Annotated in this window: 22 protein-coding genes; 8 read left to right on the top strand and 14 right to left on the bottom strand. The window is 69.8% G+C overall.

Features of this window, described 5'->3' with window-relative positions:
- Positions 1-230 precede the first annotated feature (230 nt).
- The 3 genes from VH571_RS15015 to mtrA are packed head-to-tail and all read right to left on the bottom strand — an operon-like array spanning position 231 to position 4,256.
- Positions 231-1,949 (bottom strand): LpqB family beta-propeller domain-containing protein, encoded by a 1,719-nt coding sequence (locus VH571_RS15015; protein WP_423265217.1) that lies wholly within the window; start codon positions 1,947-1,949, stop codon positions 231-233.
- Positions 1,946-3,571: an MtrAB system histidine kinase MtrB gene (gene mtrB / locus VH571_RS15010; protein ID WP_423265216.1), complete on the bottom strand. Its 1,626-nt coding sequence runs from the start codon at positions 3,569-3,571 to the stop codon at positions 1,946-1,948. Before mtrB ends, VH571_RS15015 begins: the two co-directional genes overlap by 4 nt.
- 4 nt (positions 3,572-3,575) lie before the next feature.
- On the bottom strand, positions 3,576-4,256 hold the full coding sequence (gene mtrA, locus VH571_RS15005; protein WP_055962072.1) for an MtrAB system response regulator MtrA: 681 nt from the start codon (positions 4,254-4,256) through the stop codon (positions 3,576-3,578).
- A gap of 167 nt (positions 4,257-4,423) precedes the next feature.
- Between mtrA and VH571_RS15000 the strand changes: the two genes are divergently transcribed.
- Genes VH571_RS15000 through VH571_RS14980 form a run of 5 tightly spaced genes read left to right on the top strand, consistent with a single transcriptional unit; the run spans position 4,424 to position 9,893 of the window.
- A complete protein-coding gene (locus VH571_RS15000) occupies positions 4,424-5,704 on the top strand; it encodes a hypothetical protein (protein WP_423265215.1) in 1,281 nt (426 codons plus the stop codon).
- Positions 5,701-6,339, top strand: coding sequence for a DUF4129 domain-containing protein (locus VH571_RS14995; protein WP_423265214.1), 639 nt, complete (start codon positions 5,701-5,703; stop codon positions 6,337-6,339). Before VH571_RS15000 ends, VH571_RS14995 begins: the two co-directional genes overlap by 4 nt.
- Positions 6,336-7,538 carry a DUF4350 domain-containing protein gene (locus tag VH571_RS14990; RefSeq protein ID WP_423265213.1) on the top strand — a complete coding sequence of 401 codons (1,203 nt, stop codon included), beginning with the start codon at positions 6,336-6,338 and terminating at the stop codon, positions 7,536-7,538. Before VH571_RS14995 ends, VH571_RS14990 begins: the two co-directional genes overlap by 4 nt.
- Before the next feature lie 31 nt (positions 7,539-7,569).
- On the top strand, positions 7,570-8,598 hold the full coding sequence (locus VH571_RS14985) for an AAA family ATPase (RefSeq protein ID WP_423265211.1): 1,029 nt from the start codon (positions 7,570-7,572) through the stop codon (positions 8,596-8,598).
- 2 nt (positions 8,599-8,600) lie between these two features.
- A complete protein-coding gene (locus VH571_RS14980) occupies positions 8,601-9,893 on the top strand; it encodes a DUF58 domain-containing protein (RefSeq protein WP_423265209.1) in 1,293 nt (430 codons plus the stop codon).
- Between the two features lie 79 nt (positions 9,894-9,972).
- Here VH571_RS14980 and VH571_RS14975 read toward each other — a convergent pair whose 3' ends face one another.
- Positions 9,973-10,968 carry a stage II sporulation protein M gene (locus VH571_RS14975; protein WP_423265207.1) on the bottom strand — a complete coding sequence of 332 codons (996 nt, stop codon included), beginning with the start codon at positions 10,966-10,968 and terminating at the stop codon, positions 9,973-9,975.
- Positions 10,969-10,986: 18 nt separating this feature from the next.
- Between VH571_RS14975 and VH571_RS14970 the strand changes: the two genes are divergently transcribed.
- Complete coding sequence (locus VH571_RS14970; RefSeq protein ID WP_423265205.1) at positions 10,987-11,883, top strand: RDD family protein; 897 nt, start codon at positions 10,987-10,989, stop codon at positions 11,881-11,883.
- A gap of 125 nt (positions 11,884-12,008) precedes the next feature.
- Here the strand turns inward: VH571_RS14970 and ahcY are convergent, their stop codons facing one another.
- The 6 genes from ahcY to VH571_RS14940 form a co-directional block, all read right to left on the bottom strand.
- A complete protein-coding gene (ahcY, locus tag VH571_RS14965) occupies positions 12,009-13,514 on the bottom strand; it encodes an adenosylhomocysteinase (protein ID WP_423265203.1) in 1,506 nt (501 codons plus the stop codon).
- Positions 13,515-13,591: 77 nt separating this feature from the next.
- Complete coding sequence (locus tag VH571_RS14960; protein ID WP_423265201.1) at positions 13,592-15,934, bottom strand: heavy metal translocating P-type ATPase; 2,343 nt, start codon at positions 15,932-15,934, stop codon at positions 13,592-13,594.
- Positions 15,931-16,173: a heavy-metal-associated domain-containing protein gene (locus tag VH571_RS14955; protein WP_423265199.1), complete on the bottom strand. Its 243-nt coding sequence runs from the start codon at positions 16,171-16,173 to the stop codon at positions 15,931-15,933. Before VH571_RS14955 ends, VH571_RS14960 begins: the two co-directional genes overlap by 4 nt.
- Before the next feature lie 25 nt (positions 16,174-16,198).
- Positions 16,199-16,495, bottom strand: a complete 297-nt coding sequence (locus VH571_RS14950) for a metal-sensitive transcriptional regulator (protein ID WP_055959363.1) — start codon at positions 16,493-16,495, stop codon at positions 16,199-16,201.
- A 178-nt stretch (positions 16,496-16,673) separates the two neighbouring features.
- Positions 16,674-18,095, bottom strand: a complete 1,422-nt coding sequence (locus tag VH571_RS14945) for a phosphomannomutase/phosphoglucomutase (RefSeq protein ID WP_423265198.1) — start codon at positions 18,093-18,095, stop codon at positions 16,674-16,676.
- Positions 18,085-18,297: a DUF3499 family protein gene (locus VH571_RS14940; protein ID WP_055959367.1), complete on the bottom strand. Its 213-nt coding sequence runs from the start codon at positions 18,295-18,297 to the stop codon at positions 18,085-18,087. Before VH571_RS14940 ends, VH571_RS14945 begins: the two co-directional genes overlap by 11 nt.
- A gap of 59 nt (positions 18,298-18,356) precedes the next feature.
- Here VH571_RS14940 and VH571_RS14935 point away from each other — a divergent pair, with 59 nt between their 5' ends.
- The gene (locus tag VH571_RS14935; RefSeq protein WP_123942136.1) at positions 18,357-18,854 is read left to right on the top strand and encodes a metallopeptidase family protein; all 498 of its coding nucleotides are present in this window, start codon (positions 18,357-18,359) and stop codon (positions 18,852-18,854) included.
- 169 nt (positions 18,855-19,023) lie between these two features.
- On the opposite strand, the gene VH571_RS14930 is transcribed toward VH571_RS14935, so the two are convergent.
- The 4 genes from VH571_RS14930 to galE all read right to left on the bottom strand — a co-directional run bounded on the left by VH571_RS14930 (position 19,024) and on the right by galE (position 25,124).
- Positions 19,024-20,457, bottom strand: a complete 1,434-nt coding sequence (locus VH571_RS14930; protein ID WP_423265196.1) for a DUF5719 family protein — start codon at positions 20,455-20,457, stop codon at positions 19,024-19,026.
- Entirely contained in the window at positions 20,450-23,284 is a 2,835-nt protein-coding gene (locus VH571_RS14925; protein ID WP_423265195.1) for a glycosyltransferase family 2 protein, read from the bottom strand. Before VH571_RS14925 ends, VH571_RS14930 begins: the two co-directional genes overlap by 8 nt.
- A gap of 97 nt (positions 23,285-23,381) precedes the next feature.
- Positions 23,382-23,681 (bottom strand): WhiB family transcriptional regulator, encoded by a 300-nt coding sequence (locus VH571_RS14920; protein ID WP_423265220.1) that lies wholly within the window; start codon positions 23,679-23,681, stop codon positions 23,382-23,384.
- A 480-nt stretch (positions 23,682-24,161) separates the two neighbouring features.
- Positions 24,162-25,124: a UDP-glucose 4-epimerase GalE gene (galE, locus tag VH571_RS14915; RefSeq protein WP_423265194.1), complete on the bottom strand. Its 963-nt coding sequence runs from the start codon at positions 25,122-25,124 to the stop codon at positions 24,162-24,164.
- A gap of 121 nt (positions 25,125-25,245) precedes the next feature.
- Between galE and VH571_RS14910 the strand changes: the two genes are divergently transcribed.
- A complete protein-coding gene (locus VH571_RS14910) occupies positions 25,246-26,199 on the top strand; it encodes a GlxA family transcriptional regulator (RefSeq protein WP_423265193.1) in 954 nt (317 codons plus the stop codon).
- Positions 26,200-26,367 lie beyond the last annotated feature (168 nt).

Genomic DNA, 26,367 nt, shown 5'->3' with positions numbered 1-26,367 from the left:
CACGTCGCGGGCGGTGCCCTCGTAGTCGAGGCCGGAGACGAGCGGCGTTCCGTCGGGAAGAGCGGCGACGAGTGGCCGAGGCTCGAGCCGACGGCAACAGTCGGCGCAGAGCTCGATGTCAGGGGCGCCGCACCCGGCGCAATCGGCGGGTGCAGCACCCGCCGACACCCCACAACACCCGCCGACACCGACCGACCGACCACCGTGAGGCCGGCGCCGCCCGACCAGCCTCAGCGCTGGGTCGCGAGGAGGTCGGCGGCGATGCCGGTGTCTTCCCACCCGCTGCCGCGCGGTTCGAGGAGGTTGCCGCTGACGGTGAGGACGCGGATGCGGTCGGCGCCGTTGCCGCCGACGAGCCCCACAGCGACGTCGTTCGGGCTACCGAGGTCGGTGGTCTCGCCGCCGACATCGTGCTCGGACACGAGCGAGTCGCCGTCGTCGCTCGTCGACAGGGTGCCGACGGTCAGTTCGTCGACCCAGGTGACCGACACCGGAGTGCCGGCGGGCGGCGTGAGCTGGATCGGCACGCCGAGGCTGACCGGCACGAGGTCGTCGTCGCGCACGATGGCGGCGACGTACAGGTGCGTGGTGCCGTCGGCGTCGAGCAGCAGTGCGATGCGGGTTCCGTCGCGCGAGATCTTGAACGCGGTGAGCTGCTCGTCGGAGGGCAGAGCGCTCTCGATCGGATGGGCGGTCCCGTCGGCCGCGTAGGCGGTCAGCGATTGCGGCGCTCGCTCCTGAGCACTCCAGATGAAGCCGAGGTCGTCGAGAGAGGGGTCGGTGAGGCTGCTCCGGTCGTCGAGCCGGCGTGACGAGCCGTCGTTCCGAGCGACGTAGACGCCCGACGCCGTGCCCACCGCGGCCAGCGTCTGTTTCGTCGACAGTTCGACCGAGGTCGGGTTGAGGCCGACGACCGTCTTCGACAGGCCCGAGATCGGCGACACGGTCGCCGTGCTGGCGAAGCCGAACTTGCCGTCGGCGATGACGAGGGGTCGGGCATCGACCGGCGGGTCGGTGATCGCCTCGGCGCCGGTGTCGTTGGGGATCGAGACGGGTGACCCCTGAACGCTGATGTCGACGGCGCTGACCGTCGAGATCGTGGAGAAGCTCGCGACGAGCTGAGCCCGCATCCGCGCGAGATCGCTCGCGCTGGCGTCGGAGGCCGCGCTCGTGAGATCGACCTTCGCCGTCCCCGACGAGACGGGCACGACCGAGTCGTCGAGGCGTGTGCCCGCGGGGAAGGCCGACGAGACCGCCCCGGAGAGCCACGGCGACGGGCCGGCGAGAAGAGCCTCGGCGATGCGGGTGGTCGGAGACGAGCGCGCGAGGAACCAGCGCTCGTCGGGAACGAGATAGGTGTGCGTCGGGTCGAAGAAGTAGAGCGCGTGCGGGCGGAAGACGAGGTCGAAGTTCGCCGTCGAAAGAACGATTCCGGCCGGTGCCGAGCTGATGCGCCACTCCCCCGACACCTTCTCGAACGCGAAGTCGAGCTGCTGGGCGGTGGTCGGCTGCGACTCGCTGTAGTGGCCGGACGCATCGACCCGGGCGGTGACCTGGATCGTGTAGGTGCCGGCGTCCTGGCCCGCGCTGGTGAACGCGCCCGAGCCCTGCCGCACGAGCACCCCGGTCTGCGGATTCCACTTCTTCGCCGCGGCCTCCGTCATGTACTCGCGTGCCACCTCGTAGTCGCCCTGCGACCCGGTGCCCGCCTCTATGAAGCCGCGGAGGATGCGCTCCTGGTCGCTTCCGGCGACCGGCCCCGACGGGAGGTATTCGATGTCGCTCTCGATCTTGTTCGTGATGGGGTCGCCGGTCTGAACTCGGCCCGTCGAGGGAATGCTGGCGCACCCGGCGAGCGCGACGAGAGCCACCATCGAGAGCGCGACGGTTCGAAAGACCGAGGAGCGCCGCCTGCGGCCTGAGGGGTCGGACCGGTTGCCACGCGTCATGCCGGTCCTCCCTCGGTGTCGACGCCCGGCTGGGGAACAGCCAGTGCGATCGGAGACGAGGTGATGGTAACTCCCCGCCGTCGAGGAAGCGTGAGCACGAAGCGAGTGCCGACACCGAGCTCGGAGGCGACTTCGAGCTGGCCCCCGTGCAGGATCGCGTCTTCCCTGCTGATCGAGAGCCCGAGCCCGGTTCCGCCGATGGTGCGCCGGCGTGACGGGTCGGCCCGCCAGAAGCGGTCGAATACGCGCTCGGCATGCTCCGCGCGAAGCCCGACACCGTGGTCGTCCACAGCGATCGCGACCGCGTCGGCGTCGCTGTCGATCGTGACCGTGATCGGCCGCCCCTCGCCGTGCTCGATGGCGTTGCCGACCAGGTTGCGCAGGATCCGACGGAGCCGTCTCGGATCCGCCTCCGCCTCGAAGAAACCGCCCCGCGCGTTGAGGGTGATCGTGCTCCCGGCTTCCGCGGCCAGTGGCTCGAATTCAGCGAGGCTGTCGGTGACGAGGCTCACGAAGGGCACCGGCTCCGTCTCGAGCTCGACCGCACCGGCGTCGAAGCGCGAGATCTCGAGCAGGTCGGCGAGGAGCATCTCGAATCGATCGATTTGGGTGTGCAGCAGCTCGGCGGTCCGGTGCGAGACGGGGTCGAAGTCGCCGCGATTGCCGTAGAGCACGTCGCCGGCCAGTCGGATCGTGGTGAGCGGCGTGCGCAGCTCGTGCGACACGTCGGAGACGAACATCTGCTGCATGCGCGACAGGTGGGCCAGCTGTTCGATCTGACGCTGCATGACGTCGGCCATGCCGTTGAACGACCGTCCAAGGGTCGCCACGACGTCTCGCCCGGCCTCGGGGATCCGCTCTTCGAGGTGCCCGGCCGCGATCAGCTGGCTCGTCTCCGCCGCCTGCCGAATCGGCGCCACGACGAGGCGCACGACGACGTAGGTGATGACTGCGATCAGCAGCACCAGGGCGATGGAGCCGATGGCGAGGGTCTGCTTCATGAAGTCGAGAGTCTTCTGCGCGTCGCTCAGGTCGTAGACGAGGTAGAGCTCGTACTGGCCGGCGGTCGGCACCTGCAGGGTTGATCCGACGGCGATGCCGGGGGCGCGACCGGCGCTCGTGGTGAGCGACACCGGCTGAAAGTGCAGCCGATCGGAGTCGCGCGCCACCGCAGAGCGCATCTCTCGAGAGATGGAGGAATTCGGAAAGTCGGGGCTCGCGATGTTCTGGATGGTCTGCGAGGTCGACTGACCCGGGGTGCGGAGGATCGCGATGCTCGTGCCGCCCGGGCTGGAGGTGGAGCTCAGGATCGCACTCTGCGCCTGGTTCTGCAGGGAGTCGAGCTCGACCTGGTTGTTGTCTTCGGAGGAGGTCGCCGAGTCGAAGATCCCCTGAGCGAGAACGGTCGCGCGCTGCGACTCCGATTCGATCTGCGCGCGGCGCTGGTCGTAGACGTTGTTACCGATCGAGATCGAGATGGAGGCGCCGATGACTGTCACGGCGATGCCCGACAGGATGACCGTGATCGCGATGGTGCGGAACTCGAGCGACGACCGCCACAGGCCGAGCACATCCGACGGCCAGCGACGCCAGCTGCCCACGGACGGCAGGCTCAGCCGCATGGTGTTAGGCGGACGCGCCGGCGCGATAGCCGACGCCGCGCACGGTGCTCACGATGCGGGGATTGTCGGGGTCGTGCTCGACCTTGGCGCGGAGCCGCTGCACGTGCACGTTCACGAGCCGGGTATCAGCCTTGTAGTGGTAGCCCCAGACCTGCTCGAGCAGCATCTCGCGGGTGAAGACCTGCTGCGGTTTGGAGGCCAACGCGAGCAGGAGCTCGAATTCGAGCGGGGTCAGGTTGATGACCTCGGAGCCGCGGCGGACCTCGTGGGCGGCGACGTCGAGGGTGAGGTCGCCGACGGCGAGGCTCTCGCTGGTGGTCTCGGCGATGGGGCGGAGCCGGGTTTTGATGCGGGCGACCAGCTCTTTGGGGTTGAACGGCTTCACGACGTAGTCGTCGGCACCGGACTCGAGGCCGCGCACCACGTCGGAGGTGTCGCTCTTCGCCGTCAGCATGATGATGGGGACGCCGCTCTCGGCGCGGATCAGTCGGCACACCTCGATGCCGTCGATTCCCGGCAGCATCAGGTCGAGGAGAACGAGGTCGGGCTGGGCCTCCGAGAAAGCACGGAGAGCGCCCGAACCGTCGGCGCAGAACGAGGGCTCGAAGCCGTCGGCGCGGAGGACGATGCCGATCATCTCGGCGAGGGCAGGATCGTCATCTACCACGAGGATGCGCGGGTTCATGGTCTCCACTTGTCGGCGGCACCGGTCGGTGCTGATGCGACCACAGTAGCGAACGGCCCCGGGAACGGGCGCGTCCCCCTTCGTGGGACGACTCTGGGAGTACCTCTGGCTGGTTGTCGGCGGTGTGTGGAATCATTCATGCGACAGCGATGCCGATCCGGGGGAACATGAGCGAGAACAATCCGTGGGCGACTCCGGGGCGAGATGCCGACGAGCGTCGGCCTCAGGATCCAGGCCAGGCCGCACCTGCACCGCCGCCCGTCGGCCCGCCCGCGCCGCTCGGCCAGCCCACGTCGTTCGGGCCACCCGCGTCGTTCGGCCCGCCCCAGCAGTTCGGGCCACCGCAGTCGTTCGGGCCACCCCCGCAGTTCGGGCCGCCGCAGTCGTTTGGCCCGCCGCAGGTCGGGCCGCCCCCGGGGTGGGCCCCACCGCCGAAGCCCGGCCTCATTCCGCTCCGCCCTCTGACCCTGGGCGACATGCTCGGTGCCGCCTTCCGCGTGTTCCGACGCAATCCGCGCACGACGTTCGGCACGTCGCTTCTCTTCTCGCTCGTGTCGTTCGTGGTGTCGGCGGCGATCACCGCGGGCGTCGCCTACGTGGCGATCGACCGCGTCACGGGTGCCCTGCCGCAGAACCGCGACGCCATCCTTCCCGGCACGGTGGCCGGCGCAATCGGCGCACTGCTCGTTCCCCTCTTCCTCACGATCGCGACGCAGGCGATCCTTCAGGGCGTCTTCGTCCTCGAGACGAGCCACCAGGTGGTCGGCGAGAAGATGCGGCTCGGCGGGCTCCTGCGCCAGGCTCGGGGTCGCATCTGGGCCCTGATCGGGTGGGTCTTTCTGCTCATGGCCGCGACGGTGGTCGGGCTCGCCCTCGTCGGCGGCGTCGTGACGCTGCTCGTGCTGATCGGCAATCCCGCCGGCATCGTGTCGGGCGTGCTCGTCGGCCTCGTCGGGCTGGCCGGCATCGCGGTCGTCGCCGCCTGGATCGGCACCAAGACGAGTCTCGTGCCGAGCGTCCTCCTTCTCGAGCGACTCCCCCTCCGCGGTGCCATCGCCAGATCGTGGCGATTGACGCGGCACAGCTTCTGGAAGACCTTCGGCATCATCGCGCTCGTCGCGGTCATCGTGAGCGCGGCGTCGAGCGTCGCGAGCGCCCCCGTCTCGTTCCTGTCGCAGATCGGCGGCGGGCTGGTCGAGCCCAACGGTTCGGTCGGCGACACGAGCGCGATCGTCACCTACCTCGTGGCCAACCTCGTCGGGCAGCTCATCACCGTCGTGATCGGGGCGATCGGCGCCGTCGTTCAGGCGTCCACCATCGCGCTGCTCTATATCGACCTGCGGATCCGCCGCGAGGCCCTCGACCTCGAACTCGTCCGCTACGTCGAGCTGCGCGCCCATGGCACGTCGCCGCTGCCCGACCCGTACCGCACACCCGGAGCCCCGTGAGCGCTCCGCTGACCCCGTCGCCCGATGAGGCCCGCCGACTCCTCCAGGAGGAGCTGGCGAAGGGCGAGTACGCCGCCTCGCGGCCGGGCTTGCTCGACCGGGCGGCCAGCGCGTTCTGGGACTGGGTCACCTCGCTGCGCTTCGGGTCGGTCGAAGGAGCGCCGGCGCTGGTGCTCGTCGTGCTCCTCGTCGTCGTGGCCGCGGCGCTCGTCGTGGTCTTCGTCGTCTACGGTCTGCCGCGCCTCAACCGCCGGGGCGTCGCCGACGGCGCCCTGTTCGGCGTCGACGACTCCCGCTCGGCCGACGACCTCCGCACCTCGGCGGCGCGGGCCGCCGCTTCCGGCGATCACGCCCAGGCGATCATCGAGCAGTTCCGCGCGGTGGCGCGGGCCCTCGACGAGCGCGACCTGGTGACGACGTCGCCGGGAACGACGGCGCACGCGTTCGCGATGCAGGCGGGGGTGCCATTTGCCGCGTTCGCGTCTCGGATCCTCGATTCGTCTCGCGTCTTCGATGAGGTTCGCTACCTCGACCGGCCCGGCACGGCCACCGACTTTGAGGCGCTGCGGGCTCTCGACGCCGAGCTGGAGGCCGCGACGCCGACTCGACCCGCCTCGACCGAGGTGCTCGCGTGAGCGACACGCTGCTGCGGCCGCGGCGCCCGACGCGGGCTCCCGCCGACGAGGCGCGACGAGCGACCCGCCGGGCACGCGTGACGATCGGCGTGGTCGCGGGCGTCGTCATAGCCGTGATCGCGGGCGTGTTCGTGCTGGGTCTCGGAGGATCCGGCGGTCAGCCGCTCGGCCCCACGAGCACCCAGCCCGATGGCGCCAAAGCTCTGGTCAGCGTGTTGCGCGAGCAGGGCGTCCGGGTGGTGACCACCGACTCGCTGGCGGCGACTCGAAAGGCCGCCGCCGCGGATCCTGAGGGCACCACGGTATTCGCCTACGACTCGGGGCAGTACCTTCCGGCGGCATCGTGGAAGGCACTGGCTCCACTCTCGGCGCACACGGTCGTGGTCGACCCGGGCCAGGCCGCGCTCGACGCGATCGCCCCGGGCGTCAGCGCGGGCCCCGAACTCGACGGCACGCTGTCGCCGCGATGCGATCTTCCCGCGTTGGCAGAGATCAGCCGGGTGACCGGGAGCGGCACCGCATATACGGTCACCTCCGGCGCCTCCGAGACCCTGGGCGCCACCACGTGCCTGCCGGTCTCGGGCGACAAGGCGTTCGGGCTCGTGCAGGTGGGTTCGGTCACCATTCTCGGGGCCTCGGCGGCCCTCACGAATCAGAGCATCGTCGACGACGACAACGCCGCTCTCGCGCTCACCCTCCTCGGCGACTCCTCCACCCTCGTCTGGTATCAGCCCTCGCTCGCAGATCTGCCGGAGGGCTCGGGCACGCTCGCGTCGCTCACACCCGGCTGGGTCACCCCCGGCATTGCGCTGCTCGCGGTCGCCGCCATCGCGGCGGGCGTGTGGCGTGGCCGCCGCTTCGGGCCGCTGGTCGTCGAGCGGCTACCCGTCGTGGTCCGCTCCACCGAGACCACGGAGGGCCGTGCTCGGCTCTACGAGAGATCGTCGGCGCGGGTGCACGCGCTCGACCAGATCCGCATCGGCACCATCGGCCGGCTCCAAAGGCTGACCGGGTTGTCGCGGTCCTCGAGAGTCGACGACGTCGTGTTCCGCGTCGCCGGTCTGATCGGCGCGAACCCCGCCGACGTCCGGGCCACGCTCGTCGACACCGTTCCTCGCGACGACAAGCACCTCGTCTCGCTCAGCGACGCCCTCCGCGACCTCGAATCCGCCACGGCTCGCGCGGTGGCCACTCGATGACTCCCTGTTCCGACCATTGGAGAGACTCCCTATGACCGACGCTCCCCCGCCCCACGACGCCGCCCAGCCGTTGTCCGCCGACCCGCCCTCGTCCGATGCTCAGCTGTCGTCCGCCGACCTGCAGCAGGCCTTCTCGCGCGTTCGTGACGAAGTCGGCAAGGCCGTCGTCGGGCAAGACGGTGCCGTCTCGGGCCTGATCGTCACGCTCCTCGCCGGCGGGCACGCGCTTCTGGAGGGTGTTCCCGGGGTCGCGAAGACCCTCCTCGTGCGCGCGCTGAGCCACAGCCTCAGTCTCGACACCACCCGCGTGCAGTTCACCCCCGACCTCATGCCGGGCGACATCACCGGCTCGCTCGTGTACGACTCCAAGGCGGGCGAGTTCGAGTTCCGCTCCGGACCGGTCTTCACGAACATCCTCCTGGCCGACGAGATCAACCGCACGCCACCCAAGACGCAGTCGGCCCTCCTCGAAGCGATGGAAGAGCGACAGGTCTCGGTCGACGGCGTCTCGCGGCAGTTGCCGGTGCCGTTCCTCGTCGCCGCGACGATGAACCCGGTCGAATACGAGGGCACCTACACGCTGCCCGAGGCACAGCTCGACCGGTTCTTGATGAAGCTCACCCTCGATCTCCCGGCTCGCGACGACGAAGTCGAGGTGCTGACCCGCCACGCGGCCGGCTTCTCGCCCCGCGATCTCACCGCTGCGGGAGTGGCCCCCGTGCTCGGATCGGCTGAGATCCTCGCGGCGCAGCGGTCGGTTCGCGAGGTCGGCGTGCGACCCGACGTCCTCGGATACATGGTCGATCTGGCCCGCGCCACCCGCGAGAGCCCTTCGGTCAAGATCGGCGTCAGCCCGCGGGGGTCGACGGCGTTGCTGGCAGCGTCGAAGGCCTGGGCCTGGCTGACCGGCCTCGACCACATCACGCCCGACCACGTGCAGGCGATGGCTCTGCCGGTGCTGCGTCACCGTCTGCAGCTCCGGCCCGAGGCAGAGCTCGAGGGTGTCGACGCCGACGGGATCCTCCGCTCCGTGCTCCAGACCGTTCGCGTGCCGCTGTAGCCGTGGTCGTCACCGGATGGTTCGTGCTCGTCGTCGTCCTCGGCGTCGTCCCCGTCGTCGCGACGTCGAGCCCCTGGGCGCTGGTCGGCTGGCTCGGGCTCTGCCTGCTGCTCCTCGTGATCGATGTCGTTCTCGCGGCGTCCCCGCGCACTGTGCGGCTCACGCGCACCCTGTCCTCGGCGATCCGTCTCGGCGAGTCGACGACGGCGTCCCTGTCGATCGTCAACGAGGGCAAGCGAAGGATCCGCGGACTCGCCCGCGACGCCTGGGAGCCCTCCGCGGGCGCCTCCCCCGCTCGCTTCCGCCTGGCCGTCGCTCCGGGTCGGCGCCACGGGGCGACCACCGCCCTCGTCCCCTTCCGCCGGGGTGAGCGCCGCGCGTCGGCAGTGACGATCCGAACCCTCGGCCCTCTGCGGCTCGCGGGCCGGCAGGCCACGCATCCGCTCCCCGGCTCGATCCGGGTCCTCCCCCGCTTCTCGTCGCGCAAGCACCTGCCGTCGCGCCTCGCTCGGCTCCGTGAGCTCGACGGTCGCACCAGCGTGATGATCCGCGGTCAGGGCACCGAGTTCGACAGTCTGCGCGAGTACGTCCGGGGCGACGACATCCGCTCGATTGACTGGCGTGCCACCGCGCGACGCACCGACCTGATGGTGCGCACCTGGCGTCCGGAGCGCGACCGCCGCGTCGTCCTGATCGTCGACGCCGGCCGTACCTCCGCCGCGCGGGTCGGCGACGAGCCCCGCCTCGACACCGCGTTCGAGTCGGCGCTCCTGCTGGGCGCGCTCGCCTCGCGGGCCGGCGACCGGGTCGACCTCGCCATCGTCGACCGTCGAGTGCGAGGCCGGGTGCAAGGCGCAACGGGCGCCGACCTCCTCTCGTCGATGGTGACGACCATGGCGCCGATCGATCCGGAACTCGTCGAGACCGACTGGGCGCTCGTGCCGGGTCTCGTCCGGTCGATCAGCACGCAGCGGTCGCTCGTCGTGATCGCCACGACGCTCGACTCCCCCGGGGCAGCCCGGGCACTCCTGGCCGCAATCCCGCAGCTCACCGCTCGGCACCTGGTGGTCGTGGCGAGTGTCGTCGACCCAGTGCTCGACGAGCTCGCCGCGACTCGCACCGACCGCGACGAGGTCTACCGGGCGGCGGCCGCCGAGCGCGCGCTCCTCGACGTCGCCCGCGTCTCCGCGGCGCTGCGGCAGCTCGGCGCCGAGGTAGTGACCGGATCGCCGGCCGATCTGCCGCCCGCGCTGGCCGACCGGTACCTCGCGTTGAAGGCGGCGGGGCGGCTGTAGGTCGAGCTGTCTTGCCGAGATCGCACTTCAGGTCGCTCGCACCCGACCGCAACTGCGATCTCGGCGTGGGCGGCACCTGCTAACCGGAGACGAGCTGGCGCGCCCCCGCCTCGAACTCGCCGAGGTCGCCGGTCTGGCCCGCCCGGAACGCCCGACCGCCCACCAGCCACTGGTAGATCAGGAACGCTGCCAGAGCGACCGTTCCGATGCCGATCTTGATCACCCACGGCCACGGCTGCCGGGTGACGAACCCCTCGATCACTCCCGACACCAGCAGCGAGATGACGAGGCCGATGGCGATACTGCCCAGCGCACGACCGTCTTCGGCAAGGGCCTGCCCTCGGGTGCGGGCGCCCGGGGCGATCCACGACCAGAAGATCATCAATCCGGCCGCCATCGCGACGAACAGGCTGTACAGCTCCAGCTGACCGTGCGGCGCGATGTACAAGAAGAAGTACTCGAGGCGCCCTTGCTCGGCGAGGACCCCGGCGCTCATCCCGACGTTCTGCGCGTTCGTCAGGAGGAGGTAGGGCACGTAGATGCCGGTGATGCCGAACGCGACGCTCTGCGCGGCGATGAACGCGTTGTTGGTCCAGACCTGGCCCGTGAACGACGACGGAGCGTTGTTCGAGTAGTAGTCGACGAAGTCGCGAGTGGCGAACTGCTTGCGAAACTCGGGCGAGCCGAAGTTGGCGAGAACGGCCGGGTTGGTGGCGGCCCAGACGCCGAAGAGCACGGCGACGACGACAGTCACGGCCGCGACCACGAGCGACAGCCAGCGCACCCGGTAGAGCGCGGCCGGCAGCTGCACGGCGAAGAAAGTCGGCAGCTGACCCGCGAGGTTGCGCCCGGTGCCGGTGAAGCGGAGCCGCGCTCTCGAGAGCGAAAGGGAGAGGCGTTCGCCGACCGCGCTGGATCCTGCGCTCGATTTCAGAGCCGACAGCTGCGAGGCACCCGACTGGTAGAGCTCGATGAGACGGTCGGTGTCGTCGCCCTCGAGGCGCCGACGCTTGGCGAGCCGGTCGAGCTCAGACCAGTCTTCCTGGTGGGCGCGGGTGTAGGCGTCGATGTCCATTCTGATTAGATACTAGGCATGGCCGGTCGACGAGCGCTCCCCCGCACCGGTCGCGGTGCCGCTTTCGGCGGCGAGGGCGTCGCATTCGACACCTTCGCGGCCGACGACGACGAGCTCGTCACCGGCGAGGCGGTCGGCCTCGACATCCGCTCGGCGCCGTTCGTGTTGCGGATGGCCGGCGTGGTGATCGACTACGTCGCGTACGTGCTGCTGCTGATCGGCCTGCTGATCGTGCTCTCGCTCGCGAGCTCGCGCGGTCTCGTCGACAGCTCGACCGCCCAGGCACTCTCGATCGCCTCGATCGTCATCGCGCTCGTCGGCGCTCCGGTCGCCATCGAGACGGCCAGCCGAGGCAAGTCGCTCGGCAAACTCGCGGTCGGAGCCCGCGTCGTCCGGCTCGACGGTGGTGCGATCAGCCTTCGGCACGCTGTGATCCGCGCGCTGGTCGGAGTGCTCGAGATCGTCATGACCGTCGGCGGAGTCGCCGTGGTGGTCGGCCTGCTCAACTCGAAGTCCCAGCGGCTCGGCGATCTGATGGCCGGCACCTACGCGCTGAACGAGCGTCCGCCGAAAGCGGGGCGGATCGTCTACGCCGTGCCTCCCGCGCTCGAAGAGTGGGCGCGCAGCGCCGACGTGGCCCGGCTGCCCGACTCGCTGGCACGGCGGTTGTCGTCGTTCGTGCAGCAGTCCGGGTCGTTGACACCCGACTCCAGGATCCGGGTGGCCACCTCGCTCGCCGGCGAAGCGTCGCGGTACGTCTCGCCCCTGCCTGCTGTCGACGCTGAGACCTTCGTGGCCGCGGTGTCGGTGGTCCGCCGGGAGCGCGAAGCTCGGGCGCTCGACGCCGAGGCGGCCAACCTGCAACGCCTTGCGCCCGCGCTCGAGGGGCTGCCCAGCGGCTTTCCGCGGCGCTGAGCCGCCGGGCTCGGCTTCGCTCTCGGACTCGGTGACGGCAGTACGGTCACGCAACGAAATCGGGCGGACCAGCGAGAGACTCGCGGATCCGCCCGATTTCGGCGCTTGAGGGTTCGGGCTGCCGCTCAGTAGCGGTAGTGGTCGACCTTGTAGGGACCCTCGACCGGCACGCCGATGTAGGCGGCCTGCTCGGGGGTCAGCGTCGTGAGCTCGACGCCGAGGGCATCGAGGTGCAGGCGCGCGACCTTCTCGTCGAGGTGCTTCGGCAGCGTGTAGACGCCGACCGGGTAGAGCTCCTGCTTGGTGAAGAGCTCGATCTGCGCGAGCACCTGGTTCGTGAAGGAGTTGCTCATTACGAACGACGGGTGGCCGGTGGCGTTGCCGAGGTTCATCAGGCGGCCCTCGGAGAGGACGAGGATGCTGCGGCCGGTGGGCAGACGCCACTCGTGCACCTGCGGCTTGATCTCGATGCGCTCGGCGCCCGCAAGCGACTCGAGGCTGGCCATGTCGATCTCGTTGTCGAAGTGGCCGACGTTCGCGACGACCGCGAGGTGCTTGAGGCCGAGGAGGTCGTCGACCGTGACCACGTTGACGTTGCCGGTGCCCGTGACCAGGATGTCGACGTCACCGATCACGCTCGAGAGCTTGGCGACCTGGTAGCCGTCCATCGCCGCCTGCAGAGCGTTGATCGGGTCGACCTCGCTGACGATCACGCGAGCGCCCTGGCCGCGAAGAGCCTCGGCGGCACCCTTGCCGACATCGCCGTAGCCGGCCACGAATGCGACCTTGCCACCGATGAGCACGTCGGTGGCGCGGTTGAGGCCGTCGGGAAGCGAGTGACGGATGCCGTACTTGTTGTCGAACTTCGACTTGGTCACGGAGTCGTTGACGTTGATGGCCGGGAAGAGCAGCAGGCCGTCGCGGGCGAGCTCGTAGAGGCGGTGGACGCCGGTGGTGGTCTCTTCGGTCACACCGAGGATGGCCTCGCCGACCTTGGTGTAGCGGTCGCTCGACTCGGCGAGGGAGGCGCGGAGCAGCTCGAGCACGACCTTCCACTCGGCCGAGTCGCCAGCAGCCGGTTCGGGAACGACGCCCGCGGCCTCGAACTCGCGGCCCTTGTGCACGAGCATGGTGGCGTCGCCGCCGTCGTCGAGGATCATGTTTGGACCAAGCACAGTCGGGCCGGTGAAGGTCTCGCCGGACTCGGCGGCTTCGGCGCTCCAGTCGAATATCTGGGCAGCGCACCACCAGTACTCTTCGAGCGTCTCGCCCTTCCAGGCGAAGACCGGCACGCCGGCGGGCTCGTCGACGGTGCCGTTCGGGCCCACGACGACGGCGGCCGCGGCCTCGTCTTGCGTGGAGAAGATGTTGCAGCTCGCCCAGCGAACCTCGGCGCCGAGCGCGGTGAGCGTCTCGATCAGCACGGCGGTCTGCACGGTCATGTGCAGCGAACCCGCGATGCGGGCGCCCTTGAGCGGCTGCGACTCGGCGAACTCGTCGCGAAGAGCCATGAGACCGGGCATCTCGTTCTCGGCGAGACGCAGCTGGTGGCGGCCGGACTCGGCGAGGGACAGATCGCGCACGCGATAGCGGAAAGCGGCGTCGGGACGAGGGGCTGTGACGAGTGACATGTGTCCATTCTCGCACCGGGGAGCGGAATACGCGGGTTGGGATCCTGGGCTGTGAGCGGTGTCGAGCGACCTGTGGACTACTTCGGCAGAGCAGTGCGTCGAAGCAGCAGGCTGTTGCCCATCACGATGAGCGACGACAGCGCCATCGCGAGGCCCGCCACGACCGGATTGAGGAGGCCCAGCATGGCGATCGGCAGAGCCGCGACGTTGTACGCGAATGCCCAGAAGAGATTGACCTTGATCGTGCGAAGGGTGTGGCGCGAGAGGTCGAGAGCGTCGGGTACGAGGCGGAGGTCGTCGCGCAACACCGTGATGTCTCCGGCTTCGAGGGCGGCGTCTGATCCCCCTGCCAGGGCGATGCCGACGTCGGCGCCGGCGAGCGCCGCCGAGTCGTTGACCCCGTCGCCGACCATGGCGACGACGCGCCCCTCGGCCTGCAGCGCGCGGATGACGTCGAGCTTGCCTCCGGGCAGCACTCCAGAGATCACTCGCTCGATGCCGAGGTCGGCAGCCACTGCGGCGGCCGCACCCGCGTTGTCGCCCGTGACCATCATCGGTTCGAGACCGCGCTCACGCAGACGGCCGAGAGCGGCAGCACTCGTCGGCCGAACCGTGTCAGCCACCGAGACGACGCCGCGAGCACGGCCGTCCCAGGCCACGACGACGGCGGTGCGGCCCGACGCCTCCGAGGCCTCGACGGCCGCAGAGACGCTCGCGGTGTCGACCGCCCATTCGCCCGCGACCCACTCGCGCCGACCGACGAGCACGACGTGGCCGTCGACCAGGGCACGCACTCCCGATCCACCCGACGCTTCGAAATCATCGGCCCGAGCGATACCGTCCGACTGCTCCTCGGCGACGGCCCCGGCGACGATGGCCCGGCCGACCGGGTGCTCCGAGAGGGCTTCGACGGCGGCGGCCATCCGGAGAACGTGTGACTGTGTCTCGCCGGTCGTCGCGACGACTTCGACGAGTGCCATGGAGCCGGTCGTCAGTGTTCCGGTCTTGTCGAAGACGACCGTGTCGACCGCTCCGGCTCGCTCGATGACCTGGGGCCCGCGGATCACGATGCCCCGGCTCGCGCCGATGCCGGTGCCGACGAGCAGGGCCGTGGGCGTCGCCAATCCCAGTGCACACGGGCAGGCGATGATCACGGTCGCGACCGCGGCGGCGAACGCCTCGATGGGAGGGTGTCCCGTGGCGAGCCAGCCGATCAGCGTGGCGAGCGCCAGGCCGATCACGACAGGCACGAAGATTGCCGACACCCGGTCGGCTAGACGCTGCACACGGGCTTTGCCGGTCTGGGCGTCTTCGACCAGGCGTGCGATGTGGGCGAGCTGGGTGTCGGCTCCCACCCGAGTCGCCCGGACGGTCAGATGTCCGCCCTCGTTCAGGGTGCCGCCCGCGACGGTGTGACCCACGCCCACCTCGATGGGCACCGATTCGCCCGTGAGCATGCTGGCATCGATGGCCGAGGCACCGCGTGTGACGACCCCGTCGGCCGCGATCCGCTCGCCCGGTCGCACGACGAAGACCTCGCCTGCGGCGAGCTCTGCGACTGCCACCCGAGTCTCGATCCCGTCGACGAGACGGCGTGCCTCGAGGGGCTCGAGCGACAGCAACGCGTGCAGCGCTCGCCCCGAGCTCGTGCGGGCACGGGCCTCGAAGTATCGCCCGGCGAGCAAGAAGACCGTCACGGTCGAGGCCACCTCGAGATACGTGTCGCTCGACGCTCCGTCGGCCCGACCCACGAGCTGCAGGGTCATGCGCATCCCCGGTAGCCCCGCATCGCCGAAGAAGAGCGCGTACACCGACCATGCATACGAGGCGATCACGCCGAGCGAGATGAGGGTGTCCATGCCCACACCGCCGTGTCGCGCCTGGTGGAACGCCGTCGTGTGGAACGGCCAAGCCCCCCACACGGCGACCGGGCTGGCCAGGGCGAAGACGAGCCACTGCCAGTTCGTGAACTGAAGCCCCGGCACCATCGAGAGCACCAAGACGGGCACAGCGAGAACAGCCGACACGAGGAGGCGCTGCCGAAGCGAGTCGGCCGATCCGTGATCGTGGTCGGAGTGGTCAGAGTGGTCGGGGTGATCGGCGGGAGCGTCAGCGGAAGCGCCCCCGAGCGTCGGCGATGCCGGGCGGTGAGCCGGATCCTGCGGTTTCGGGGTGTGCCGGGCTTCGGCGACTCGCGCGGTGTAGCCGGCCGCCGAGACCGCGTCGAGAGCGACGGAATCCTCGGCATCGATGGGCAGCGAGACACGAGCGCGCTCGGTCGCGAGGTTCACCGAGGCCTCTGCCCCGGCGATGCGGTTGAGCTTGCGCTCCACCCGCCCGGCGCAACTCGCGCAGGTCATTCCCTCGATCGACAGGTCGAGGATCCGGGTGGGCGCGCCACCGGCACCGCCCTCACTCACGAGGCGGCCGGCTGCAGGTCGTAGCCCGCCTCGTCGACGGCTTCGCGCACTTCGGGCTCAGCCAGCGGGCGGATGCTCGCGACGGTGACGGAGCTCGAGGCTCCCGGGCGCAGGTCGATCGACACGGCGGTCACACCGGGCACCGCGCTGAGTTCGTCGGTCACGGCGCGGACGCAGTGGTCGCAGGTCATCCCGTCCACCAGGAAGGTGGTGCTGGTCGTGTTGTCGCTGGGTGTCATCGGGTTCCTCTCGATCGCGGAGACATCAGGAGCGGACGAGGCGGGCGATCGCCGCCGACGCCTCGCGGATCTTCTCGTCGGCGACCGGGCCACCCTCACGAGCGGCCTCGGCGACGCAGTGCGCCAGATGGTCGTCGAGCAGCTGTAGGGCTACCGTCTCGAGGGCCTTCGTCGCCGCGGAGACCTGGGTCAGCACGTCGATGCAATAGGTGTCGTCTTCGACCATTCGCTGGATGCCGCGAACCTGCCCCTCGGCCCGGCGGAGGCGCTTGATGATGAGGTCTTTGTCGCCGCTGTAGCCGACGTGTGCGCTGTGATCCATACCGCTCCCTGCTGCTGATACCCCTAGGGGGTACCACAACCCTACGCCCCCGCCGCCGCCAGCGGTACCCCCAAGGGGTATTACGAGGACAAAAACCAGGAGATTCCGGCCAGCTCCCGAACGTGAGACGAATCGGGAGGGAAAAGGCGAGAATCTCCTGGAAGACGCCCCGTGCGCGCTAGGCCCGGATCAGCGCCAGAACGGCGTCGCGCACCTGCACCATGCCACCCGGCGTCGCCGCCTCGGCATTCAGGCGAAGCAGCGGCTCGGTGTTGGACGGCCGCACGTTGAACCACCAGAACTCGCCGGTGTCGAACGTGCCCGAGACGGTCAGGCCGTCGAGTTCGTCGAACTCGCCGCTGCCCGTGTAGGCCTCGACGATCCGGGCGTAGGCCGCCGGCACGTCGGTCACGGTCGAGTTGATCTCGCCCGACGCGGCATAGGGCGTGTAGTGGTCGGTGAGCTCGGAGAGAGGCGACGAGCCCGACCCGAACTCGGCCAGCACGTGCAGGGCCGCGAGCATGCCGTTGTCGGCACCCCAGAAGTCGCGGAAGTAGTAGTGCGCGGAGTGCTCGCCGCCGAAGATGGCGCCGGTGGCCTTCATCTCGTCTTTGATGAGCGAGTGGCCGACCCGGGTGCGCACCGGGGTGGCACCCGCGGCCTCGATCGCCTCGGGCACGGCGCGCGAGGTGATGAGGTTGTGGATCACGCTGATGTGCTCGTCGGGCGATGCCGCGTGAACGCGGGCGATCTCACGCACGGCGACGATCGCGGCTACGGCCGAAGGCGTGACCGCGTCGCCCTTCTCGTCGACCACGAAGCAGCGGTCGGCGTCTCCGTCGAAAGCGAGACCGAGGTCGGCTCCGTGCTCGACGACGGCCTTCTGCAGGTCGACGAGGTTCGATGGCTCGAGCGGGTTGGCCTCGTGGTTGGGGAAGGTGCCGTCGAGTTCGAAGTAGAGCGGGATGATCGTGATCGGCAGCTCGGGGAGCCCGGCGGCCGTGCCGAGGACGGCCGGGACCGTGAGCCCGCCCATGCCGTTGCCAGCGTCGACGACGATCGTGATCGGTCGGATCTTCGCAAGGTCGACGAGCGAACGCAGGTACGCGGCATACGACGGCAGAGCGTCGAAGGGCGTGACGGAACCGGGGGTCGGGGCCTGGTCGATTCCGTCTGCGAGGAACGCCGAGGCGCGATCGCGGATCGACGACAGGCCGGTGTCGAGCGAGATGCCCTGGGCACCCGCGCGAGAGAACTTGATGCCGTTGTAGGTCGCGGGGTTGTGGCTCGCCGTGAACATGGCGGCCGGGGCGTTGCGCGACCCGGAGGCGAAGTACGTCTCGTCGGTCGAGCAGAGACCGAGCAGAGTGATGTTGGCACCGCGGGCGGTGGCTCCGCGACCGAAGGCGTCGGCGAATTCGGGCGACGAGTCGCGCATGTCGTGCCCGACCACGATCTCGGTGGCGTCGCCGCCGATCTCGTCGGCAAAGGCGGCGCCGAAGGCCTCGACGACCTCGGGGGTCAGCTGCGATCCGACGAGACCTCGCACGTCGTACGTCTTGACGAAGGCGGTGAGGTCAACGGGCGAGTCAGAAGTCATGCCCCAAAACTACATGGCGGACGACCTGCCACCCCTGCGGGGCCGACAGGCTCTCGGCATGACGGGCGCACAGGTCGTATCCGTGAGGCTCCACGACCATCGACAACGGGCCGACGACGGCCATCGAATCGCCGTAGTCGTACGTGAGAGTAGCTACCGCCTCGTCACGGCAGGTGGCCTTGCTGCAGGGTCGCGCGTTCATCTCGAGTCACCCTAACCCGAGAGACGGAGGATTCCCCGAGGCGCGACTACCATGAGCGAATGGCTCGATCCCGAAGTGCGCGCGTCAGCGGCCGATCCGGATTCCGTGATCGCCACGGCCGCGGCCCGCGCTCCTCGGTCGCCGGCCCGCACCTCCCCTTTCTCGAGACGCGCATCGATCGATTCGATGACATCGTCGCCTCCGCCGCCCAGTACCTTCGCGAGCTCTGGCCCGACGAGCTCGAGGGGGTCGTGTTCGAAGTGGCCGGGTTGCCGGCCGGAGTGACGGCCGAGCTGACGGCAGACGAACGGTCAAGGGCGCCCGGCTCAGCGGGAGCACCCCGCCTCGATCGGTGGCGCGTGGATGTGGTGAGGCGGCGGATCCTTCTCTACCGTCTACCCATCGAACGACTCGCGCGTCCGCACGAGACCCGCTCGGTCGGCGACGACCCGTGGCAGCACCGGATGCTCGTCGAGGGCTACGTGTTTCGGGCGGTCGGCGATTTTCTCGGCAAGGATCCCTGGGAGCTGGCACCCGACCGCTATCGCGACCGTTAGCGCCGCGCGCTCCCCGGCCTCGCCGCTCCCCGTCGCCGTCGCTCCCCGTCGCCGTCGCTCCCCGTCGCCGTCGCTCGCCGCCGCTGATCGCCGAGACTCCACGAATTGCCCATGGTGACCTCGCTCTACCGGCCATTCGTGGAGTCTCGCGTCTCGACGCGGCCCAGCGCTACGGGTAGACCGTCACCGGCGTCGACACGGCGGTGGGTGAGAAGAGCGCGTACGAGGCGACCTGGCTCGACGAGCTGAAGCTGACGCCCGCGCGCAGTCCGTCCGCCTTCGAGAGTGACGCGACCGCGTCGGGCGACAGCGCCACCGCGACCGAACCGCCCGACGGAACCTGCAACTTCTTGGCGCTCTTGCCGCGCACCGACAACGTCGCGCTGACCACCTTCGAGGTGGGGTTGGCGACGACCAGCCGAGGAGAAGGCCCCGCCGGAACGGCGAACAGCGTGGAGCCGCTGAGCGACGGAGCAGCCCCCGCCCAGGCGAGGTCGATGTCACCGTCACGCGCCAGCGTCGACGTGCGAGTCCCGGCCACGACGGACACGTTCGACGTGACGAAGGCGGTGTACTGACCGGTCGCCAAGCCGTCGAGGGGAATGTCGGTCACCTGCCCCGCCTGCGCCGTGACCGAGAACGTCGCGCCCGTGCCGTCGGCGGTGCGCATCTCGATGGCGATGCGGGCGTTCACGGAGCCGGGCACGTAGGTGCGGAGGATCGGGAGCAGATCGCCGTAGCCGTCTTTGCCCGTCGCCGTCTGCAGAGCGTTGTCGCTGTGCACGATGACGCCGGGAACGGTCACCGACCGCGAGGGCGACGCGGAGGCGCTGACGGTGTCGAGGCCGCCGGCCTCGAGGGTGCGGACGACGCTGACCTGCAGGCTCGACGAGATCTGTCCGCCTCGGCTCACGACGTGCACGACCGGCGAGGCCAGGCCCGTCGCGAACCCCGACAGGGGCACGACCTTCTGGCTGCCGGGGGCGACGACGATGCCGGTCAGCCCCGGTCCTTCGACTTTGCCGTCTTCGCCGTAGACCGCGAGGTCGACGGTCGAGTTGACGTCGGAGGCGTTGACGAGGTTGATGAGGCTGGTGCGGCCGGTCTCGGTCGATCCGCCGACGAGCCAGGTCGACGAGGTGGGCTCGGCGCAGGGCGAGGCGGCGAAACCCTTGAGGGCCGACGTCGACGAGGCCGCGCTCTGGGCCGCCGCGACGGCGGGAACCGTGGTCGACCCCTTCGCCTCGGCAGTCACCAGGAGGGGCTTGGAGGCCGCGCCGTCGGATCCTTTGAGGGAGTCGGTCGTGGGCTTCTGCACCGCACCCGAACCTGCCGATCCGGCGGCGGTGACTGTGCGGGCGGCCGACCCGGCGGTGACCGACGTCGCCGACGCACCCGAGTCGCCATTCAACTGAAGCAAGGATCCCGCACAGACCCGCTGCTGATCGAGCGCGACGGGCGTGACGACCCTGCCGGCCGGCGTCTCGCTCAACGTCGGCAGCGGCAGCAGCGTCGCTCCCGCGACCACTGCCGCGCCGATAGCAACGGCGACCACCCCGACGCCGGTGCGGACTCCTGCGGAGACCATCGAACGCTTACTCATCTCGCTCCTCGTCGAAGGTCGTGGCGGGTTGCTCGGACTCGGGGGCACCCGTGCGCACCCGGCGTCGCCGTGGCGTCGTCGGAATGGCGAGCAGCAGCGCCGACCCGAAGATCAGAGCCCAGGATCCGAGCACGATCGGCCGCACGATCGAATCGCCCGGGTGGTTCGCTCCGCGCTCGGTCGCATCGACGTAGCGCCACAGCTGGCCGCTCGTGGTGTCGCCGACGGGCAGGAACACCGCCTCTCCGTCGAGCGCCTCCTTCGCCCGCTGCGACAGTGCCGCTCGGGCGTCGTCACCTCGGCTGTCGCGGAGGAGCACGAAGCCCACACCGAGTTCGCGGAGGACGGGAGCCGGGTCATAGCCGCTGCGGCTGACCAGGTTGCCGGCGAGAGTGGTGAGGTCGCGGCTCGTCGACGAGAGCTGCTGCTGCGTCGAGTCGAGGGTCGACTGCTGGTCGAGTGTTTCACCCTGGCCGCGCTCGAGCGAGACCGCGAGGGAGCCGTCGGGCTGCGGGGTGAGCACGAGAGTGCCGACGTCGGGCTTGGCGACGGCCTCGGCGGTGACGTAGGCCGACAGGATCCGGCCGCTCGACGCCTCGATCGCGGAAGTCTGCAGCACCATCCCGATGATGAGCGGGAACGAGGCGGCGATGCCGAGCACGGCGAACAGGAATCCGAGGGGCGGTGTGAAGCGGGGAATGCGGTCGAGGCTCACCGCGGCGGCGCCGACCATTCCGACGAAGTAGAGGCTGAGACCGGCGCCGGCCCAGACCCCGGTGGTGGAGCTGCCCACACCGGTGATCTGCAGGTGCGTCGCCGCCACCGCGGTGAGGTAGCCGACGAGTGCGAGAGCGAGGCAGGCGACCGCCCGTCCACGGGTGGGCAGGAACACCGAGACGATCGCGAGAAGGCCGAGGGGCAGTAGGGCCACGACCACGACGATCGCCATGGTCGAGCCGGTGATGCCGAGCTGGGCGACGAGGTCGGTCCAGCCGTTCAGTCCGGTCTCGGGTGAGCCGAGGGCCAGCTGAAGGGGTGAAGCCGCGTCGGCACGCGTCGGAGCGCCCGGATCGGCGAAGATCGCCCACCAGGTGCCACGCGAGATCTGAGCGATCGCCAGGGGCACGAACAGCGCGATGGCGGGGAGGGGGATCGCCAGCATGCGGTGTGTGCCGCGGGGCCGCGCCGCGATCGAGCCGAGCCAGCCGATCACGAGGGCCGGAATGAGCGAGGGGGTGGCGGCGGCGATCACGGCGAAGAGGATCGATGCAGCGGCTCCCGACGACCACCGGCTGTGCGACTTGATCATCGCGAGCACGAGGAATGGCAGTAGAGCGTGCGTCACCACCGCGCCAAGGCGGCCGGCCTGCAGGGCGGCGAGCACGGGAGGCGAGACGGCGTAGACGAGGGCCGCGACCGTGGGTACCCAGGAGCGGTGCGTGATGCGGCGGGCGGCGAGCCAGGCGCCTACAGCAGACAGCGGCAGAGCCGCGAAGTAGAAGAGGACGATGCCGGTCGACGGCGACCAGAACGTGATGCTGCCGAGCACGGCCACGATTCCCGCGAACGGGTCGGCGGGCCCGACGAAGCCGGTGCCGATCTCATGCCAGCCGAATCCGACCGAGTGCCAGAGCGACGACACGGTGGTGCTGACGGGCAGCAGGCCTCCCCCGGTGACGGCCGGCGAGCCGAGGAGTGTGAAGAACGCGACCACTCCGACGACGGCGACCAGAACGGTGATCCACAGCCCACCGGATCCGATGAAGCTCGCGCGCGGCTCGGTCGAGTCCTCGATGCCGGCCAGCTGGGCGTCGCGCTCGTTGATGCGCCGCTCACGCAGATCGGAGAACGTGGCCCGCAGGGGTCGGAGCGTCCGCCACGGCACCTTCTTCGTCCGGGCGAAGTTGACCCGCGCCTGGCGAATGTGAGAACGACCGAACGCGGTGCCGAACGCGGTGCGGAACTCGCCGACCACGGCTCCGGGGTTCTTGACGAGCAACTGCCAGATCGATCGGAACAGTGCGAGTGGAACAAGGCTCAGCCAGTGAAACGGCAGCGCGACGGCGGGCGCGTAGACGAGGCGGCGATGCAGCTGAGCGGCCCTCCGGAGTCGCGCGCGGCGGGCGTGACCGCCGGGCTTCCGGCCGAAGTCTTCGGGGTGGCCGTCCGAGAGCACCCGGGCGGTCGGAACGAGCACGACACGGTGCCCGGCGAGACGCGCGCGGGTCGAGAAGTCGAGAGACGAGTCGACGTGCGGCAGCGCCGGGTCGAATCCACCGAGCGCCTCCCAGACCGATCTCCGCACGAGCATGCCGCCGGCGGCCACGGCGAGCACGTCGGTGCGCGAATCGCGCTGCCCCTGGTCGAGCTCACCCGCGACGAGCGCGATCGAGGAGCCGAATCGCGTGACCGTCTCGCCGAACTCCGAGATGACCCCCGGTTCGTCGGCCCGCATGAGCTTCGGTCCGGCCACCGCCACCGACGGTGCGACCTCGACCGTCGCCATCAGATACTCGAGCGCGCGGGGTTCCGGAGCGTTGTCGGCCCCGAGGATCCAGAGCCACTCGTCGCTCGACTCGGCCGATGCCGGGCCCACCACCCGCAGCGCGTGGGCGACCCCGGCGCCGATCGTGTCGACGCCCTTTGCCTGCGTCACCTGCGCCGCGCCACTGAGGGCTAGGCGACCTGCCGCGGATCCTTCGCCACCGGCATCGACGACGACGAGCGCCTCGGGCGGACGACTTTGACGCGACAGCCCATCGAGGGTTCTGTCGAGGGTGGTCGCTCCGCTGGGGGCGACGAGGATCGCTGTGACTCTCGGCTGCATGACGGTGAGACTCTACGAGCCCGGAAACGCGAGACGGCGCACCCGGTGGGCGCGCCGCAGCGATTCATAGGTACGGTTCTGCAACCGCGGCGTGTGGTTACGCGCGCTTGCGGAGTTTGCGGCGCTCGCGCTCGGAGAGGCCGCCCCAGATGCCGAAGCGCTCGTCGTTCTGCAGGGCGTACTCGAGGCACTGCGACTTGACGTCGCAGGTGGCGCAGATCTTCTTGGCGTCGCGGGTCGATCCGCCCTTTTCGGGGAAGAAGGCCTCGGGGTCGGTCTGGGCGCAGAGAGAGTCGGCCTGCCAGGCGAGGGGGTTCTCATCTTCGTCGACGACGGGACGACGAACGCCGGGAACGCCGAGCTGAACCGGGTCGATGTGCCAGTTGTCGGGAACGATCGAGCCGGACGCACGCCCGCCGGCGAGAAGCTCGTCGGCCGCTGCCTCGAGGTGGCGTTGGCTGTCGAGGTGACGCTGGGCGTCGGGGTGCCGCTGGTCAGGCGACTCGAAGTCGTGTGCCCCATTGTGAATGGCCACTGCGCATCTCCCCTCGGTGCTGCTGCTTCCCGGTTGGTCGCAACAACGTAATTACACCGGTGTAACTAGGGGTACGTCAAGTCGAGCATCATAAAAGGCTCGACCGCTGAATGAGGGTCATTTGAGTCTCGGGCGTGTCGCGATCCGCATTTGCGGGGACATGCCGGGGTACGTCTGCAGATGCTGTCGGGCCGGCGGCGAGAGTGCCCAAACGGGCGTCTGATTGGCCTGTCGGCGCCGAATTCAGCACTTTCGCGTGACTGCGGGCCGATTGGTCGTGCGCCCGAGCCGATCCCCCCGGGAACCACCCTCGCCAGCCGAGCAGAGCCCCCAAAGCCTCCGCTACTCGGCCGCCTGACGCGCCGCCCAGGCGCTCTGCACCATCTCGAGCAGTGTGTGGCGCATCTTCCAGTCGAGGTCGCGGCCCGCGAGCACGCCCTCGGCCACGATCCGGTCGGGGTCCCCGGCGCGGCGCGTGGCGATCTCGGGCTCGAAGTCGATGCCGGTTCCCTCGGCCATGGCGTCCATGATCTGCTTCACGCTCGAGCCGTCGCCCGAACCGAGGTTGTAGGCGGGCTCGAGAGTCTCGCCCGCATCGAGCTTGCGAGCCGCGACGGCGTGCGAGAGAGCGAGGTCAGAGACGTGCACGTAGTCGCGCACACAGGTGCCATCGGGGGTGGCGTAGTCGTCGCCGAAGATCTTGGGCACCCGGCCGTCGAGGAGAGCCTGGAACACCAGCGGGAACAGGTTGTGCGGGCTCGCGTCGTAGAGCGAGGGCTCACCCGACCCGACCACGTTGAAGTAGCGGAGGCTGGTGTGGCGCAAGCCGGTCGCGACGCCCTGGTCGCGCAGCAACCACTCGCCGATGAGCTTCGACTCGCCGTACGGAGACTCGGGCGACTTCGGTGTGTCTTCGGTGACGACGTCGGTCGGAGGCACCCCGTAGACGGCGGCGCTCGACGAGAAGACGATCCGGTCGACTCCCTTGGCGGCCATCGCAGCGAGGAGCACCGCCGTGCCGGTCACGTTCTGCTCGTAGGTGTGCAGCGGCCGCTGAACCGAGACCCCGGCGTACTTGTAGCCGGCGACGTGAATAACGCCCGTGACCCCGTAGTCGTCGATGGTCTTCTCGACCAGGGCCTGATCAAGGATCGTCCCGCGCACGAACGGCACGCCGTCCGGCACGAACGACTCGATTCCGCTCGACAGATCGTCGAGGACCACAGAATCCAGCCCCTCCCCTGCCAACGCGCGAATTACATGCGAACCGATGTACCCGGATCCTCCGGTAACCAACCAAGCCATGGTGGCCAACCTATCGTGACGAGCTATCGGATCCTTGGCTGTGAGCGAGGGGTGTCCTGTGGCAGGATTCGTGGTGTCATCGAGAATCCGCCACTTCCCGCTTCATGAACCTGGAGGCACCATGCTCCGCTCCGTCGCCGTCCTCGCCGTCGAGGGTCTGCCGCCGTTCGAGTTCGGCGTCGCGTGCGAGGTCTTCGGCATCGACCGGCGCGACACGGGCGGCCCAGCCTTCGACTTCCGGGTCGTCACCGCGCACCCGGGGCGGGTTCGAACGAGCCTCGGCTTCGACCTCGTCGTCGACGACGGCCTGGAGCGGGCCGAGGGGGTCGACCTCGTGGTCGTTCCGGCGCACGGCACGGGAGACGTCGACCCGGCCTACCTCAACTTTCTCCGGCGGGCACACGCGGCCGGCACGACCATCCTCAGCATCTGCAGTGGAGCCTTCATCGTGGCGGCGACCGGGTTGCTTGACGGGCGGCGGGCGGCGACCCACTGGATGCACGCCGACGAGCTCCGCGCGCAATACCCGGCCGTCACAGTCGACCCCGATGTGCTCTACGTCGACGAGGGCTCGATCGTGACCAGCGCCGGCACCTCGGCCGGCATCGACGCCTGCCTCCATCTCGTGCGGCGCGAGCTCGGCGCCGGGCCGGCCAACGCGATCGCCCGCCGCATGGTCACGCCCGCGCAGCGCGACGGCGGCCAGGCGCAGTTCATCGCGGCGCCGATCACCGAGCGCTGCTCCGACTCGCTCGCCGGCGTCATGGACTGGATGCTCGTGCACCTCGACCGCGAGCTGACCGTCGACGAGTTGGCGCGCCGCGCGCTGATGTCACCGCGCACGTTCGCGAGGCGGTTCCGCGCCGACGTGGGCACGACGCCCGGGGCCTGGCTCAACCGGCAACGACTGCTGCGCGCTCAGCAGCTGCTCGAGGCGACCGACGACACGCTCGAGTCGATCGCGCAGGCCACCGGGTTCGGCTCGGCGGCCGTGCTCCGGCACCACTTCGCGCGCGTGCTGCAGACGACGCCGACCGCGTACCGGCGGACGTTCGCCTCAGCGTTGGCGTCGTAGGCGTGCGGCCGCTGCAAATTCGAAGGAGATTTGCGAAGCCGACCCCTCCGGATCCTGATGTCTCCGTTGCCCGCCGCACGTTTTTCCTTCAGATTTGCAGACGGAGCAGCTGTACCCAGAGAGCGGTGCACAGATCAGGATCCGGCCCGGCCGCTCCCAGCCCGACGC

Source organism: Frondihabitans sp. 4ASC-45 (genome assembly GCF_049472575.1).
In the GTDB taxonomy this organism is placed as follows: Bacteria; Actinomycetota; Actinomycetes; order Actinomycetales; family Microbacteriaceae; genus Frondihabitans.
The sequence above is the reverse complement of the archived record's forward strand: the minus strand, read 5'-3'. Positions and strand labels throughout refer to the sequence as shown.

Excerpts from the sequence above, each read along its gene's own strand:
- VH571_RS15015 (WP_423265217.1), bottom strand. The coding sequence starts at position 1,949 with ATGACGCGTGGCAACCGGTCCGACCCCTCAGGCCGCAGGCGGCGCTCC.
- mtrB (WP_423265216.1), bottom strand. The coding sequence starts at position 3,571 with ATGCGGCTGAGCCTGCCGTCCGTGGGCAGCTGGCGTCGCTGGCCGTCG.
- mtrA (WP_055962072.1), bottom strand. The coding sequence starts at position 4,256 with ATGAACCCGCGCATCCTCGTGGTAGATGACGATCCTGCCCTCGCCGAG.
- VH571_RS15000 (WP_423265215.1), top strand. The coding sequence starts at position 4,424 with ATGAGCGAGAACAATCCGTGGGCGACTCCGGGGCGAGATGCCGACGAG.
- VH571_RS14985 (WP_423265211.1), top strand. The coding sequence starts at position 7,570 with ATGACCGACGCTCCCCCGCCCCACGACGCCGCCCAGCCGTTGTCCGCC.
- VH571_RS14975 (WP_423265207.1), bottom strand. The coding sequence starts at position 10,968 with ATGGACATCGACGCCTACACCCGCGCCCACCAGGAAGACTGGTCTGAG.
- VH571_RS14970 (WP_423265205.1), top strand. The coding sequence starts at position 10,987 with ATGGCCGGTCGACGAGCGCTCCCCCGCACCGGTCGCGGTGCCGCTTTC.
- ahcY (WP_423265203.1), bottom strand. The coding sequence starts at position 13,514 with ATGTCACTCGTCACAGCCCCTCGTCCCGACGCCGCTTTCCGCTATCGC.
- VH571_RS14955 (WP_423265199.1), bottom strand. The coding sequence starts at position 16,173 with ATGACACCCAGCGACAACACGACCAGCACCACCTTCCTGGTGGACGGG.
- VH571_RS14950 (WP_055959363.1), bottom strand. The coding sequence starts at position 16,495 with ATGGATCACAGCGCACACGTCGGCTACAGCGGCGACAAAGACCTCATC.
- VH571_RS14945 (WP_423265198.1), bottom strand. The coding sequence starts at position 18,095 with ATGACTTCTGACTCGCCCGTTGACCTCACCGCCTTCGTCAAGACGTAC.
- VH571_RS14940 (WP_055959367.1), bottom strand. The coding sequence starts at position 18,297 with ATGAACGCGCGACCCTGCAGCAAGGCCACCTGCCGTGACGAGGCGGTA.
- VH571_RS14935 (WP_123942136.1), top strand. The coding sequence starts at position 18,357 with ATGGCTCGATCCCGAAGTGCGCGCGTCAGCGGCCGATCCGGATTCCGT.
- VH571_RS14930 (WP_423265196.1), bottom strand. The coding sequence starts at position 20,457 with ATGAGTAAGCGTTCGATGGTCTCCGCAGGAGTCCGCACCGGCGTCGGG.
- VH571_RS14925 (WP_423265195.1), bottom strand. The coding sequence starts at position 23,284 with ATGCAGCCGAGAGTCACAGCGATCCTCGTCGCCCCCAGCGGAGCGACC.
- galE (WP_423265194.1), bottom strand. The coding sequence starts at position 25,124 with ATGGCTTGGTTGGTTACCGGAGGATCCGGGTACATCGGTTCGCATGTA.
- VH571_RS14910 (WP_423265193.1), top strand. The coding sequence starts at position 25,246 with ATGCTCCGCTCCGTCGCCGTCCTCGCCGTCGAGGGTCTGCCGCCGTTC.